At 61.8% G+C, this 14,923-nt stretch carries 14 protein-coding genes; 6 read left to right on the plus strand and 8 right to left on the minus strand.

Annotated elements, in window-relative coordinates; translation table 11 throughout:
- Positions 1-9: 9 nt before the first annotated feature.
- The 6 genes from XH87_RS11575 to XH87_RS11600 form a co-directional block, all read right to left on the minus strand.
- A complete protein-coding gene (locus XH87_RS11575; RefSeq protein ID WP_271587377.1) occupies positions 10-846 on the minus strand; it encodes an enoyl-CoA hydratase/isomerase family protein in 837 nt (278 codons plus the stop codon).
- A gap of 61 nt (positions 847-907) precedes the next feature.
- On the minus strand, positions 908-1,555 hold the full coding sequence (locus XH87_RS11580; RefSeq protein ID WP_271587378.1) for an isochorismatase family cysteine hydrolase: 648 nt from the start codon (positions 1,553-1,555) through the stop codon (positions 908-910).
- Between the two features lie 29 nt (positions 1,556-1,584).
- Positions 1,585-2,115, minus strand: a complete 531-nt coding sequence (locus tag XH87_RS11585; protein WP_035703267.1) for a hypothetical protein — start codon at positions 2,113-2,115, stop codon at positions 1,585-1,587.
- Between the two features lie 268 nt (positions 2,116-2,383).
- Positions 2,384-3,613, minus strand: coding sequence for a YbfB/YjiJ family MFS transporter (locus XH87_RS11590; protein WP_271587379.1), 1,230 nt, complete (start codon positions 3,611-3,613; stop codon positions 2,384-2,386).
- 19 nt (positions 3,614-3,632) lie between these two features.
- Positions 3,633-3,869 carry a tautomerase family protein gene (locus XH87_RS11595; RefSeq protein ID WP_035703264.1) on the minus strand — a complete coding sequence of 79 codons (237 nt, stop codon included), beginning with the start codon at positions 3,867-3,869 and terminating at the stop codon, positions 3,633-3,635.
- A 15-nt stretch (positions 3,870-3,884) separates the two neighbouring features.
- A complete protein-coding gene (locus XH87_RS11600) occupies positions 3,885-4,595 on the minus strand; it encodes an SDR family NAD(P)-dependent oxidoreductase (protein WP_035703262.1) in 711 nt (236 codons plus the stop codon).
- Positions 4,596-4,804: 209 nt separating this feature from the next.
- Here XH87_RS11600 and XH87_RS11605 point away from each other — a divergent pair, with 209 nt between their 5' ends.
- The 6 genes from XH87_RS11605 (at position 4,805) to XH87_RS11630 (ending at position 12,701) form a co-directional block, all read left to right on the plus strand.
- The gene (locus tag XH87_RS11605; RefSeq protein ID WP_035703286.1) at positions 4,805-5,728 is read left to right on the plus strand and encodes a LysR family transcriptional regulator; all 924 of its coding nucleotides are present in this window, start codon (positions 4,805-4,807) and stop codon (positions 5,726-5,728) included.
- A 430-nt stretch (positions 5,729-6,158) separates the two neighbouring features.
- The gene (locus XH87_RS11610; RefSeq protein ID WP_035703259.1) at positions 6,159-6,833 is read left to right on the plus strand and encodes a class I SAM-dependent methyltransferase; all 675 of its coding nucleotides are present in this window, start codon (positions 6,159-6,161) and stop codon (positions 6,831-6,833) included.
- Positions 6,834-7,184: 351 nt separating this feature from the next.
- Positions 7,185-9,407: an ATP-binding protein gene (locus tag XH87_RS11615; RefSeq protein ID WP_271587380.1), complete on the plus strand. Its 2,223-nt coding sequence runs from the start codon at positions 7,185-7,187 to the stop codon at positions 9,405-9,407.
- Positions 9,408-9,866, plus strand: a complete 459-nt coding sequence (locus tag XH87_RS11620; protein ID WP_028141937.1) for a response regulator — start codon at positions 9,408-9,410, stop codon at positions 9,864-9,866.
- Positions 9,863-12,298: a response regulator gene (locus tag XH87_RS11625; RefSeq protein ID WP_271587381.1), complete on the plus strand. Its 2,436-nt coding sequence runs from the start codon at positions 9,863-9,865 to the stop codon at positions 12,296-12,298. The genes XH87_RS11620 and XH87_RS11625 overlap by 4 nt, the downstream gene beginning before the upstream one ends.
- Positions 12,299-12,353: 55 nt before the next feature.
- On the plus strand, positions 12,354-12,701 hold the full coding sequence (locus tag XH87_RS11630) for a response regulator (RefSeq protein ID WP_028141938.1): 348 nt from the start codon (positions 12,354-12,356) through the stop codon (positions 12,699-12,701).
- A 341-nt stretch (positions 12,702-13,042) separates the two neighbouring features.
- Here the strand turns inward: XH87_RS11630 and XH87_RS11635 are convergent, their stop codons facing one another.
- Positions 13,043-13,795, minus strand: coding sequence for a ZIP family metal transporter (locus tag XH87_RS11635; protein WP_028141939.1), 753 nt, complete (start codon positions 13,793-13,795; stop codon positions 13,043-13,045).
- Positions 13,796-14,042: 247 nt separating this feature from the next.
- Entirely contained in the window at positions 14,043-14,915 is an 873-nt protein-coding gene (locus XH87_RS11640; protein ID WP_271587382.1) for a glucose 1-dehydrogenase, read from the minus strand.
- Positions 14,916-14,923 lie beyond the last annotated feature (8 nt).

Below are 14,923 nucleotides of genomic sequence, written 5' to 3' on the forward strand. Positions count from 1 at the left end.
TCGGGAAGATCAATCACGTTCCGAGGAGTTCGCTTCAGCAACCGCTTGGCCGAGCCGCATCTCGGTTTCGGATCGGCGCTGCAGTCCTCGCTCGAGGAGAGATGCCGCTCGTTTCCGGGTGCCAGGGTGAGCCACTGACGCAAAGAACGCCGATAACGAAGGAGGGAAGACCGCATCGGCCGGCAAAGTGACCTGATCCATCAAGGCCTTGGCACCTACGATCGCGTGCTTCTCGAACGAGGCGAGACGACGCGCAAAGGATTCAACAAAGGTAGAGAGCTCCTCGTCCGGCAAGGCTCTGTTGACATAACCATAGCGTTCGGCAAGCTCCGCCGAGAAGTCGTCCGCGCCCAAGATCACCTCCAGCCCACGCCCCCGCCCCATCAGGCCGGCCAACCTCGCCATGGGATTGCCGCCCGGCACCGCACCGAGGCCCACTTCGAATTGCCCGAGAATTGCACGCTCGCGGCTGGCGAAGCGCATGTCGCAGGCCAGCACGAATTCGCTTCCGGCCCCGCGGGCGCGCCCGCGAATCTCCGCGATGGAGGCAACCGGTGCACGTGACAGCCGAACGAGCAGATCGATCCATGGATGCATGCCCGTGGGACCCGGCGGCATGGCGGCGACTGTCCGCTTGTCCGCGAGCACATCCCAATGCGCCAGGAAGAAATCCGGGTCCGCGCTTCGGAACACCACGACCTTTATCTCTGCATCGCTTTCGAGCTGTGCAAGCAGGTCCTGCAATTCGCCGATCGTGTCGGGATCTATCAGATTGATGGGCGGGTTATTGAAGGTCGCCGTCCAGAGGCCGGAAGACAGCTTGTCGATGGTAATCTGTCGAGCCATTGAGTTTCTCGCTTCCAGTCAGGAAAGACGATTCAGAACGGGGGGGCGCGCGACGGGAAGGTCACGCGGCTGACGCTGCGGAATTCATTGCCGACAACGCCTCGACGATTTCCTGCGTGGTTACGATCGCGCTGGCGTAGTTCGGGATGTTGATCTCCAGCGCGGCCCGCATCATGTCGTCGGAATAATCGGCAACTGCGTCCTTGACGACCGTCACGTCGTATCCGAGCTCGGCAGCGAAGCGCACGGTCGCCTCTATACAGGTGTGAGCGACCAGCCCTATGACGATCAAGCGTTGGATGCCATGCCGCTTGAGCTGCAGGTCGAGGTCGGTGTTGCTGAAGCCGCTGGAACACCAGTGCTCGCTTGCCACGATCTCGCCGGGCGCCGGGACGAACTCTGCGCGAAACTCTCCACCCCAGGTGCCGAATTCGAAGCTCCTGTTGTTCCAGGCTCTCCTTTGAATTGGCGCAACGTATCTCCAGGAGGCATAATCGCCGGGCCGGTAGCGGTGGTGCATGGCATAAAAGACACGGACGCTGGCGTCGCGGGCCGCATGCAGCACCTGGATCATGTGCGGAACGCAGTCGTTCCTTTCGGCCACGGCCTTGATACGGGGCCAGATCTTGCCCCCCTCAGAGATGAAGTCATTGTAGGGATCGACCACCAGCAGAGCGGTGATTTCCTTCTCGTAGGACAATTGCGTCATGGATCTCTCCTCTCGAGCCCGCCGGTTGGCTATCGGTTGTTCTGCAGAGCTGCCCGCTCGATGCTGGCCGCAAACAGCGGCGTTTCGCTCTGATTGTGAGAGATCGAGAAGGGCTGGCGCTGCGCTCGGAACAGCTCGAGCGGAATGCCCTGCTTGCCAATGAACGTCATGAACTCGTCCGTGGCATGCGTTTTGACCCTGTTAGTGAACTCACATTTGCCGGGTTCGATCTCCTTGACGCTCAACTCCCAGGTCACGTGGATCGTGGTTCGACCGTTCGGCGTGAAGACGTCCGATGTCGAGTCGAGGATCAAATGATCTCTCCGGCCGAGCGTCTCGACGTAATGCTGAACCATGAGGCTCCCGCCGATGATCTCGACATTGATGGACATGCGCTTGCCATCGGGCGTGGTCGTGAAGCCCGCGGCGATATGCGCCGGGGAGCAGCCCTGATACTCGTGCTCGGAGAGATTGAAGCACCAATCGGGAATGTCGATCCGGTCGATCGGCGCATTGATGATGGCGGTGAAGCTGGAATCGACGATCTGGTTGTTGTTCATCTCTTGATCTCCTAATGTGTTGCATGTCATCGGCACGTTCGAGCCGAAGCCTTTCGCGGATCCGCACGGGGCAGATCCTCGCTGTACATTCGGCATTGGATTGCCGCTGTCCTGCGAACACATTGCTACGGACGGCCGCCATTTGCTCGTTATGCGTTGTTATGGCTCGTTAGCTTCTGCGAGGCGGCCCTAGGTGCGAGGATCGCCGCGGCAAGGCGAGGGTCTGGCGGCCGAAACGGAAGACCCATGCCGGGCCGAGTTCCAGTGACTACTTCTCTCGGGTCATGAGCGAGACGCCGAGATCGATCGCCAATGCAAGCATCAGAGCGGCGCCGCCAAGTCCGAACAGGACCAGATAATCGCCTCCGGCCTGGGCGTAGATCCACGAGAAACCGTACGCTGCAGCCGCCTGGAATAGGGCAAAGCTGGTCGTGGCGTGGCTCCACATCCCGCGCTGGTGCTCGAGCGAGTGGGGCACTAGCTCATGGACCCGTCCTAGGACCAGGGGCACGATACCGGGCGTGAAGCCGCCGAGGACCACGCTCGATACGATCAGGGACAGCGGCGCCGTGCTGACAGTGGGCAGCAGCACCGCAGCCGTCTCGATCAGGAACGCGGCGCGGAGAGCGGGTCCGAACCCCGAACGGTCGCCGAGCTGACCGGTGACGAGTGGGCCGACGACTGCGCCGAGACCGTACAGCACCCAATAGCGGGAGCCCGCGGCAATGCCCTGGCCGAGGCCACGCGCCACGAAATCGACAATGAAAACCATGTGCGGCACCAGGGCTACCGCATTGAGACCGTATTGGAGCAACAGCGCGCGCGCAGACAGCGAACCGCGGTGGTGCTTCGCTTGATGCGACGGCGTAGCAGCAGGTTTGGCTTCGGCCGGCCAGTTCCACCAACTCGCGAGCGTGAGGAGCGCCGAGAGCAGGCCAAGACCGTACCAGCTCTGCTCCAAGCCCTGCTGCAGCAGCAACGGCACCAGCGTGCCCGACGCAGCCACTCCCAGGCCAACACCGGCGAAAATCACCCCGCCGACGATGCCGCGCCGGGCGGCCGAGGTGTGCGGCAGGATGACGGAAGCCGTCAGCACCATGATGATGCCGCCAGTCAGGCCGGACAGGAAGCGCCACCCGAAGAACCACGTAAACGACAGCGACGTTGCGCTCGCAAGAAACGAGAGCGTGGCAAGCAACATCATCGCCCGCAGGGCGCGGACCGCACCGACTCGGGCCGCGAGAGCTCGTGCTGCAAGCGCGCCGGCGAGATAGCCGGCCAAGTTCGCCGCGCCGAGATAGACGACATCCGACGCGCTAAACCATTTTGCCGCAATCAATGCCGGGATCAGCGGCGTGTAGGAGAAACGGGCGAGTCCGAGGCCGACCAGCGATGCCGACAGGCCCGCCACGGCGTATCGCCAGGTTGATCGTGAGTCGGATCCCGGCCGCGGCGGCAGCCGGGACTTGATGTGCTGCTTCGTGTCTGCGTCGGTCATGTCACCCTCCTGCAACGGATCAGTCCGTCCGAGCGGTGCGGCGGCGGCGGAATTCCGGCACGGGCAGGCCGCCCCAGCCCCAATTGTCGGTGTCGACCTCCTCGATCACCACGAAGGTGGAGTCGAGCGGCTTGCCGAGCACGTCGCGTAAGAGCTCGCTCGATCCCTTGATCAACGCGGCTTTTTCCTCCGCCGTGAGCGACGCCGCTCCAGGCGTCGTCCCCTCGCGGGTCACTTGAATGGTGACGATTGGCATGGTCCCGCTCCGCGTTCAGTGGCCTGCGCTCTGGCCGCCGTCGACATGCAGGATCTCGCCGGTGACAAAGGAGGCACCCTCGAGGTAGAGCACCGCATCGACGATGTCGGACATCTCGCCCATGTGGCCGACCGGATGCAACGCGTCGAGCTGCGCATGTGTCGCGACCGGATGCATCGGCGACTTGATGATCCCGGGCGAAACGGCATTCACACGGATGCCGCGCCTGGCATACTCGATCGCAAGCGACCTGGTCGCGGCGTTCAACCCACCCTTGCTCAGCGAAGCCAGCACCGACGGCACATTCGAGTTGGCCTGATCGACCAAGGTCGTGGTGATCTGGACAATGTGACCCGAGCCCTGCTTCTCCATCTCCGCGATCGCGAGCTGCGTGATGTTGAAGAAGCCGGTGACGTTCGTTCCCGTCACCGCCGCATAGTCCTCGGCCGTGTATTGCGTGAACGGCTTTGCTACGAAGATGCCGGCGTTGTTGACCAGCGTGTCGACCCGACCGAAGCGGGCGATCGCCTGCGAGACGGCGCGTTCGGCGGTGGAACGATCGGCGATGTCGCCGGCAACGGCGAGGACGTCATCGTCGTCAGATGGCTTGATGGAGCGCGCCGTCGCCACGACGCGGTAGTTGCGATTGCGAAAACCCTGGACCAGGGCTGCGCCAATACCCTGCGACGCACCGGTGATGATGGCGACCTTCTGCTCGATACCCATGAGAGGCTCCTGTTGCTGGTTGAAAGCTCCGCCAGCGCCGGCTGGCTTGCCTCCTCAGCTACGCTGCGGCGGCTTGCTTGCGAATATCCGCAGCCCGGCAGACACTCTTTCGCCAGGCGAACGAATGCGGGGCCGCGCCTCGAGGTGGTTGTCGCGACGGCGGCGAACGCCTAGCCTGCCGCCGGAATGTGATGGTGCGGCAGGAAGGCATGGATCGGCTGGATGCGATGAAGGTGTTCGTCCTTGCGGTGGACGAAGGAAGCTTGGCTGCGGCAGGGCGCAAACTCGGCCGCTCCCCGGCCGCGGTGAGCCGTGCAATCGCTTTCCTGGAGGAGCGTGTCGGCGCCGAGCTGCTGCACCGGACCACGCGATCGATCAAGCTGAGCGAGGATGGCGAGCGCTATGTCGAGGTCTGCCGCCGCGTCCTCACCGAGCTCGAGGAGGCCGAGGACATCGCAACCGCAGCCCGCGCAGCGCCGCGCGGCATTCTAACGATCACGGCTCCCGTCGTGTCAGGCGAGATGGTCTTGCGCCCTATTCTAGATGCGTTTCTGGACGCCTATCCGGCCGTGTCGGCAAAACTCTTGCTGTTCGACCGACCGGTCAATCTGGTTGAGGAGGGCGTCGACGTCGCGCTTCGCATCGGTCCTTTGGTGGATTCGACGATGATCGCCATGCGGGTCGGCGAGATCAACCGTGTCGTCGTGGCGGCGCCGCGCTATCTGAAGCAGCATCCACGCATTGCCGAGCCAAGTGACCTCGCCAAGCACCAGATCGTAGCCATGGCGCATCTGCCCAATTCCTGGACGTTCGCAGCGCAGGCCGGGTCGTCAGCGCCGCGGACCGTCCAATTCAATCCTCGCCTCATCGTCAACAGTACCTATGCGGCAGTAGCCTCCGCGGTCGCGGGGCGCGGCGTGGCGCGGATGTACTCGTACCAGGTGGCGGAGCCCCTCGCACGCGGCGACCTTGAGATCGTGCTGGCTGACCAAGAGGATCCGCAAATGCCCGCGCACTTGATCTGCCCGCAGGGCCGGCTCTCGGTGCCAAAGGTGCGCGCCTTCACCGACTTTGCAGTGCCGCGCCTGAAAAAGCAGTTTGCATCGCTGAAGAGGAGCACTACGGCACGCTGATCATTGCTGCAATTACTTGGCTAGGCCCCATAGATCCGCCGCTCAACAGGCCTAAATCGTCAGACCGGGAAAACTCGGCCAAGATGCTGCTTTCCCTTGGCGGATTTTTGTCACGTAATTTGACGTGGCGGAGAGAGTGGGACTCTCTTCCCCAGAGCGCCGGAGGCGCGAGAACCGCCGAAAAACAAGGATTCCTAAAAGGGCCGGTTGGTTTTTGTGGCCACCGCTGTGTACCACCTGTTTAGCGCTTCGGACGTTCAATCCAAGCCATTTTCGAGGCGGTCGAGGATCGTAGGATCGGATCACAGGAGATTCTCGCGAGGGGCGGAGACACTTCGCGAAGTCGGATTAGCGGCCGCCCTAAGCCCGCCTTCGCGGCGGGAGACGGTTTATGCTAGTTATCACGGGACCAAGACAGCGACGGCCCGCCTTGACAGCCACGACCATTGCCGACCCGCAATCCTTCATCCGCGCCAACACCCGGCTGCGGTCGGTGCCGCTGGTGCCGGAAATCGCGGTCTTCCTCGCCGATGAATCGGTGCCGATCTGGCAGCAGACCGAGGACGAGCTGAACGAGGCCGGTCTCCCCCCGCCCTTCTGGGCCTTTGCCTGGGCGGGCGGTCAAGCGCTGGCTCGCTACGTGCTCGATCACCCCGTTACCGTGCGGGACCGGCACGTGCTCGACATCGCTTCTGGCTCTGGACTCGTCGGCATCGCGGCGATGAAGGCCGGCGCGGTCGGGGTGACAGTGTCTGATATCGACCCCTTCGCGATCGCGGCGGCCGAACTCAATGCGGAGGTCAACCTGGTCCACCTCACGTCGTGCGGCGAGGACGTGCTCGACACTCAACCAAACGGCCGATGGCAGACCATCCTCGCGGGCGACATTTTCTATGAGGGGGACACCGCGACGCGTGCCTTTGCATTTCTGGCCGACCATGCGCGCGCCGGTGCGACTATCTTGATCGGCGATCCCGGGCGCACTTTCCTTCCGAAGGCAAAGCTTGTCCGACTCGCCGACTATCGCGTACCGGTGACCCGCGATCTAGAAGACGCCGAGATCAAGCATACGGCGGTTTGGACCATCTCGCCGGATTGTCTGTAAGTTGCATTAGCCGGCGTTAGTCGTGCTCTCGATGAACAGGCGCGCAACAGCTCAAGCACCATCAGAAGCTCGGCGAAGCGCCGACGTTGGCCTCAGCGCCTTTTCGCCTGCGAGTACGACTGTATTTCTTCTTGCCCTCGACGTTCGGAGCGCGAGACGCGAAGGGTCAGAGTCCACAGTAAACACTTGTCATAGCGAGCAAATCTCGCCCCGCCTTCGCATCATGGAACAAAATGCCGGAACTTGGGTTAAGTTCATTCCGTTCCCTATGCGCAAATCCGCATCCCAGAAAAGTCTACTGACCACCGGCATTTGCTTGCCATAAGCTCTGAGTCAAGAAGGCATCACCCAGTGACCGAGTTGGATGACGGCTATCTTGAAGAGTGTGCCGCAGAGCCCATTAAAATCCCGGGAGCAATTCAGCCTCACGGCGCGCTTTTGGTGGTCGAACCTGAAACCCTGAAGATATTGCAACAGAGCGCGAACGCTCGCCGACTGCTTGGGTTCGATGTCGGCAATGACGCGTTGCTCTCTGCTTATGAGGAAGCGACCACGCTTTGCGAGGAAATCCGTGGGTGGTTGTCGGGAGGCGAAAACACGCTTTTCTACCTGGTTGCAGTCGGATCGCAGCAGCTTCAGCTCACCGCCCACCGCAGCCCCCAAGGACTCTTGTTGGAATTCGAACCACCGCCGCGGCCAGGCGAGTCGACGCTGGATGGTCTTTACCCGCGGTTGCGGGACTTTCTGGACCGCATATCCGGTGCCCACGATATTATTAGCATCGCTGAGGAGGTGGCCCGCGAGGTGCGGGCAATCACCCATTTTGATCGAGTTCTCCTTTACAGCTTCGACGGTAACGGCGACGGCACGGTTTTGGCCGAAGACACGAATAAAATTCTTCCTTCCTACCTCGGCCTTCGATTTCCCGCATCCGATATTCCCGCTCAAGCGCGGGAGCTCTATCGCCTGAACAGGATCCGGCTCATTCCTGACGCCAGCTACGATCCGGTCGAGATCGAACCCTCGATCAGTCCCCTCAACGGACTGCCGCTTGACCTGTCGCAGGTGGCGCTGCGCAGCGTTTCGCCCGTTCATCTCGAATACATGCGCAACATGGAGACGGCGTCGTCGATGTCGATGTCAATCATCGTCGACGGTGCGTTGTGGGGGCTCATCTCCGGGCATAGCCGCGCCTCTCGGATGGTCAACGCGCAGATCCGCACCGCATGCGACATCCTCGCTCAAGTCGTGTCGCTGCAGATTGGCTCGCGCCTGAAGGCAAGCAGTGCCGCGGAACGCCTTGAGCTGAAGAGCGTGGAGACGTCGCTGCTCAGCAAGCTTTCGGTCGCGACTTCGTTTCAGCGCGGGCTGGTAAACAATCCGCACGAATGGCTGCGGCTTGTGGATGCGGAAGGCGCTGCAGTTGTCGTGCAGGGCGGCATACTGACGACCGGTCAGACGCCGAGCGAGCGCCAGATACGTGATCTGGCGACGTGGCTCTTCGAGGCCGGGCACGACGTATTGGAAACGAATTCGCTGGCTTCGATATGGTCGGGCGGCGAGTTCTTGAGCGAAAAAGCCAGTGGTGTGCTGGCGGTCTCCATCTCGCAGATCCGGGGCGATTACATCATCTGGTTCAGGCCCGAAGTCGTCAAGACGGTTGCTTGGGGAGGCGATCCCAACAAGCCTATGGAGAGCGGGGCCGGCCGGCTTCATCCGCGCAAGTCTTTCGACCTTTGGAAACAGCTTGTCCGTCAGCAGTCGAAGCCGTGGACTTCGGCAGAAGTGGAGAGCGCGCTCGGCTTCCGCGCGTCGATTCAGACTCTTGTGCTGAAGGCTGCGGAGGAGCGTGCTGAACTCACGGACCGGCTGGAAGCCGCCAACAAGGAGCTGGAGTCGTTTTCCTATTCGATTTCGCACGATCTGCGTGCCCCTTTCCGGCACATCGTCGGTTTCGCAGAACTTCTGTCGGACAAGGAGAAAGGGCTCGATCAAAAGTCGCGTCACTACATCGAAACAATTAGGGGCGCCGCCATCTCGGCAGGAAGGCTCGTCGACGACCTTTTGCATTTTTCCCAACTCGGGCGCTCTCAGCTTCTCAAGTCGAACGTCGATGTCGCCAAGATTGTCAACGAATTGAGGCATTCGTTGCGGACGGAGACCGAGGGGCGAAACATCGAATGGCAGGTAGGGGCGCTTCCAATAGGCTATGGCGACCCCGCCATGCTTCGTCAGGTGCTTCAGAACCTGCTTCACAACGCCATCAAGTATACGGCGCCGCGGGACCCGGCCATCATCACCATCTCAGGCCACGAAGACGCGAACAGCACGACTTATATCGTCGCTGACAACGGCGTCGGCTTCGAGATGAAGTACGTCGACAAGCTTTTTGGCGTCTTTCAGCGCCTTCATAGGGCCGAGGAATTCGAGGGGACTGGCATCGGATTGGCCTTGGCCAAGCGCATCGTCGACCGCCACGGCGGCTCAATTAGCGCCGAAGGCAAGGTAGGGGCCGGCGCCTCCCTCACTTTCACCTTGCCGCGCCCCAAAGATTTGAAGAAGAGGAGCTCTTAATTGCCGGACCTCAGACCGATTCTGCTTGTTGAAGACAACCCGCGAGACCTCGAGCTGACGCTGGCGGCGCTTGCGAAGTGCCAGTTGGCTAACGAGATCGTCATTGCTCGCGACGGAGCCGAAGCGCTCGATTACCTGGCCGCGAGAGGCAGCTTCGAAGGCAGGCCGCCCGGCGATCCGGCCGTTGTGCTGCTCGATCTAAAGCTTCCCAAAATCGACGGGCTGCAGGTTCTCGAAAAGGTCAAGAATGACCGCCACCAGCGCCAGATCCCCGTCGTGATGCTGACCTCCTCGAGAGAGGAGCGCGATCTGGTGAAGAGCTACGAACTGGGCGTCAACGCCTTTGTCGTGAAGCCCGTGGACTTCAACGCCTTCTTCGAAGCCATCCAGGATCTCGGAATGTTTTGGGCCGTGCTGAACGAGCCGCCTCCCCGCCCCTTCACCAACGAGGCCCAATGATGAAGCAAGAGCCTATCCGCATTCTGCTGCTTGAAGACAGTGAGATCGATGCCGAACTGCTGGCGGCGCATCTATCGAAGGCCCAATTGGGCTTCACACTCGACCGCGTCTACAACAGACGGGATTTCGTCGCGGCTTTGGAAGGCGGCGGCCATGACATCGTGCTGGCGGACTATTCATTGCCCGATTTCGACGGCCTCTCGGCACTGAACATCTCCACGGTTCTGCAGCCCGATCTTCCCTTCATCTTCGTATCGGGAGTCGTTGGCGAGGAATTTGCCACAAACGCGCTCAAGCGGGGCGCCACTGATTACGTGGTGAAGCGGAATCTCACACGGCTGTCGACAGCGGTAGAGCGTGCGCTCGAACAAGCCCGCCAGCGCGCATCGGCCAAGAAGATCCAAGATGCTTTGGCCCGCAGCGAAGTCAGCGCGCGTCTGGCGATGGAAGCGGCCAAGCTCGGCCTGTGGGACTATGATCCGGCGACGAGAGAGCTCAAGTGGGACGCCAGCGCGAAGGCGATGCTCGGCTGGCCGGTCCAGAAATCGCCGGGTTATCGAGACTATCTTGCCGCCTGTCATCCGGACGACCGCGACCGACTTCATCAGGCTGTCCGCCAGGCGACGAAGTGGTCTCGCGAACACGATGGCACGTTCGGTGCGGAATATCGTATCTTCTCGGACGCCGGCAGCGAGCGTTGGATAGCCGCCCGCGGTCAGGCATTGTTCGAAGAGAAGGAATTCAAACGCTTTGTCGGGGTCGTGCGCGACATCACCGAGGAACGCAGAGCGAAGAAGGATCTGGAAGACCTCACGACCGACCTGGAACGTCGCGTCGCGGAACGAACCGCGGAGCGAGACAGCCTTTGGCGGCTCAGTCCAGACCTGTTCGCCGTGATCGGACGGGAGGGACGATTGCGGCGCCTCAACCCGGCTTGGAGCACAATGCTCGGGTACGCCGAAGGCACCCTTACGGAGAGCATGTTCGATCTGTTGCTGCCCCCCGAAGAGCGCACCGAGGTGAAGCGACAGCTTGCCGATACGATCCGCGATCGCACCGTCGGTCGCTTCGAAAGCCGTATCCGCCATGCGAACGGCGAATGGCGGTGGGTCACCTGGAATGCAGCGCCGGATGAGGAAGCCATCTATCTCGTTGGACGCGACTGCACCGCCGAAAGAGCGGCAGCGACCGCGCTGGCTGAACGCAACGCCGAACTCGCCCGGCAGATCGAAGAGCGGGAGCGCGTCGAACAGACCCTCCGGCAGATGCAGCGGCTCGAGGCCGTCGGACAGCTCACCGCCGGGGTCGCTCACGATTTCAACAACCTTCTTACGGTCATCCTGGGCAACATTGCTTTCGTGGAGAAGCGGTTCGACAAGCCGGAGCGCGAGCAGGACGTCCGATCGCGCCTCCAATACATGCGGACCGCGGCTGAGCGAGGAGCCACACTTACCGCCCAGTTGCTGGCGTTCTCGCGGCGCCAGAAGCTCGAGCCAAAGCCCGTCGACCTGAATGAAACCGTGACCGGGATGAGCGAGCTTCTGCAGAGCACGATGAAAGGCTCAATCCGGATCGAAACCGTGTTGAAGAGCGACCTAGCCCCAGCACTCGTTGACCCGACCCAGATCGAATTGATCATTCTCAATCTGGCCATCAACGCGCGGGACGCAATGGAGATCGGCGGCGCGCTGACCGTCGAAACCAGTCAGGCGGTCGTCAAAGAACCGCCGGCCAGGCCGGCCGACCCGCCTCCGGGTGATTACGTGGTCCTGACGGTGAGCGACACCGGTACCGGCATTCCTCCACATGTTCTCGACCATGTGTTCGAGCCGTTTTTCACCACAAAGGAGGTCGGAAAAGGTTCAGGCCTTGGATTGCCGCAAGTATTCGGGTTCGCCAAGCAGTCCGGCGGTGGCGTGAAGATCAGGACGGCTACAGGGGAAGGTACCAGCGTTAGCGTCTATCTTCCTCGCGCCGCCAATGTCTCCCAGGCCCCTGGGCAGACGCCGAAAAGCGAGACCGCGTCAGGCCGGGCCTCCGCCAAGACAATCCTTCTGGTCGACGACGACAGCGCCGTTCGCGAGGTGGTCGGCGTGATGCTCGAAGAGCTGGGGTACTCCGTTGTCAGCGTGGGTAGCGGCGCCGCCGCCTTGGATATCCTTGCCGGGCCGGAGCAATTTGACGCTCTGATAGTGGACTACGCCATGCCGGCGATGAGCGGCGTGGAGGTTGCCAAGAAGGCACATGGACTCCGACCGCATCTTCCGACTCTTTTTGCGACCGGCTATGCCGACCTCAAGGCTCTTGAAGAGATCCATCACGCGAGGCTGATAAGGAAGCCGTTTCAGGAGGAAGAGTTGGCGCGCCGGCTCCACGAAGCATTTGCCGAGTTCGACGATCCCAAAATCGTTCGTCTGCGGGGCGCCGGCTAGGTCATGGTCGGCAAAACCTTTCTATCTTGCCTGAGATGCACCTTTGGAGATCGACATGCCGCTGCGGCTGCTGGTGGTGGAAGACGAAAGCTTAATTGCCATGATGATAGAAGACATGGCCGAAGAACTGGGCCACGAAGTCGTTGCCAAGGCGACTAATGTCCCACAAGCAACGAGCTTGATCGACGCTGGCGGATTCGATGTAGCCCTCTTGGACGTCAACCTCGCCGGCGAATTCAGCTATGGTCTGGCCGAGATGCTGCAGACCAGGGACGTCCCATTCTTGTTCACGACAGGCTACGGAGCAGGGATCGAGGAAGAATGGCGAAATTGCAAAATCCTGCAAAAGCCGTTTGCAGAGGATCAGCTCAACGCTGAACTTGTCGCGTTCGAGAAAGGGTGAAGCGGCGCCTTGTCGTGGTATTTGACACGCGCGCCCGGTATGTTTTCGCAGAAATCGTAGTCTGGCGCGGAAAATCTCGGCGTCAGTGGGACTCTCTTCCCCCTTCGCCGCGATTGTGTGAAAATCCGCGGAAAACAAGGATTCATGACCACCCCTGTGTACCACCCGTTCCGCGATTCAGGGTGTCATTCTCAGTCGATTTCGAGGCGCTTCAGGACGCCAATCGATCGTCGCTTGTCGTCCTGGAGAGGGTGAAGTCCAGGCTTTCCCCTTCACGTCGCGAGCGACCCGCAGGGCCCGTCCGACAACAGCCTTGCTTCTGCATCGCACGGCCCGGCGTTCTAAGTCTCTCCTAAGTTAGAGAGCGCAAAGGCGACGAGGAGGCCGACGACAACGAGCAAGCCGGCCAGCTTCTGTTCGCCTTCGACCGCTTCGGGCACCATGGTGTTCACCACCATCGTCAGGAGAGCGCCCGCAGCGACGGCACTCACGGCAGCAACGACCTGAGGGGAAGCTCCGCCAAGGAAAGCCGCTCCCGCGGAAGCAGCAAGCCCGGAGAGGACGGCGATCGTTGCCCAAAGGCCAAAGATGTAGAGCCGGGAGCGACCCGCGGTTCGCATGCCGAGCGCACTGGACAGTCCTTCCGGGAAATTGGACAGGAAGATAGCTGCCAGCATAGCGAGGCTGATGCCTTTCCCGCTCAACAGCCCGAGCCCCAGAACCACGCTTTCCGGAACCCCGTCGAGGAGCGACCCGATTGCGATCGCCAACCCTCCGCCTTGGCCGGCGTTCGCCTGCTGGTCCCCGGACCGTTTACGTGAATGCGCGCCTGCTCGAGAGACCGCCCAATCGGCAAGGGCATACATTGCGGAGCCCGCAACGGCACCGGCGACGATCGGCCAGATCCCGCCTTCCTGATACCCGTCCTCCAACAGGTCGTAGGCCACGGCCGAGATCAGCACGCCGCAACCGAACGACATGATCCCCGCGGTAACGTACCGAGGCATTCTGAGGACGAATGCGACGGCTGCTCCCAGGAGCAGCGATGAGGCACCAAGCAGCCCCCAAAGGCCGGCGGTCAACCAGATCGGCATCGGAGCACCAGCTATGTTTCGCGACCTGGGGGCGGCGAGACCTGGCTTGCGCTCTTCTCCCGCGTCTTACTTGCCTTCTTCACCGCCGAGCGGCGCTTCAGAACCGATGTCAGAGCGCTCGCCATCTTGCGCGCGATCTTACCTGCAGCCATTGCCCGTGCGCCATTTACCAAAGTTCGATCCTCCAATTGCTGCGTAAGCGATGCGACCAGCGGTTCTCGTTGGGATCATGACCCTGAGGCTTTGCCTAGCCTCCGCTTGCGAAGCCGGGGAATAGGGTCATGCCGCCGTCGATGAACAGGGTGGCGCCGGTGACGTAGTCGGCGGCGTCGGAGACGAGCCAGGCGACCGCCTGCGCGATGTCGTCCGGCTCTCCGATGCGCTTGTAGGGCACCAGCGTCATCAGGCTTTCGTACGCTTCCCTCGTCTCCCAGGCGCGCTGATTGATGGGCGTCCGGATGGCGCCGGGTGCGATGCCGTTGACGCGGATGCCGATGGGGGCGACTTCCTGCGCGATGCTTCGCATCATCTGCATCACGCCGCCTTTCGATGCCGCGTAGTTCGCGTGGCCCGCCCACGGAATCTCCTGATGGACCGAACTCATGCAGACGAGCTTGCCGGCCGCGGCCGAGATGTCACCGACGATGCCCCGTCTTTTGAATTCGCGGACTGCCTCCCGGGCACATAGGAACTGGCCGGTGAGATTGACGCCGATCACCTTATTCCACTGATCGATCGTCATCTCATGGAGGGGCGCGTCGCGCTGCAGTCCGGCGTTGTTCACCACGATGTGCAACGTGCCGAAATGATCGATGGCACGGGCGAACATCGACCGGACGTCATCCTCGTTGCCGACGTCCGCCTTGATTGCGATCGCTTTTCTGCCCCGGGCCTCGATTTCATGAACGACTTCTTCGGCTGAGACGGGATCCACGACATAGTTGACGACGACGTCGGCGCCGGCCGCGGCCAGCCCCAGCGCGACCGCGCGGCCGATACCTGAGTTGGCGCCGGTCACCAGCGCAGGCTGCCCTTCCAGGGTCACGGGAAAGCGGGCCTGCGGTCGCAAGCGCTCGCCCGGGCTTGCCGGAGCGGCCGGGTCGGTTGAATTCACTGTCATGGCGGACC

This window comes from Bradyrhizobium sp. CCBAU 53415, from assembly GCF_028128735.1.
Lineage (GTDB): Bacteria > Pseudomonadota > Alphaproteobacteria > Rhizobiales > Xanthobacteraceae > Bradyrhizobium.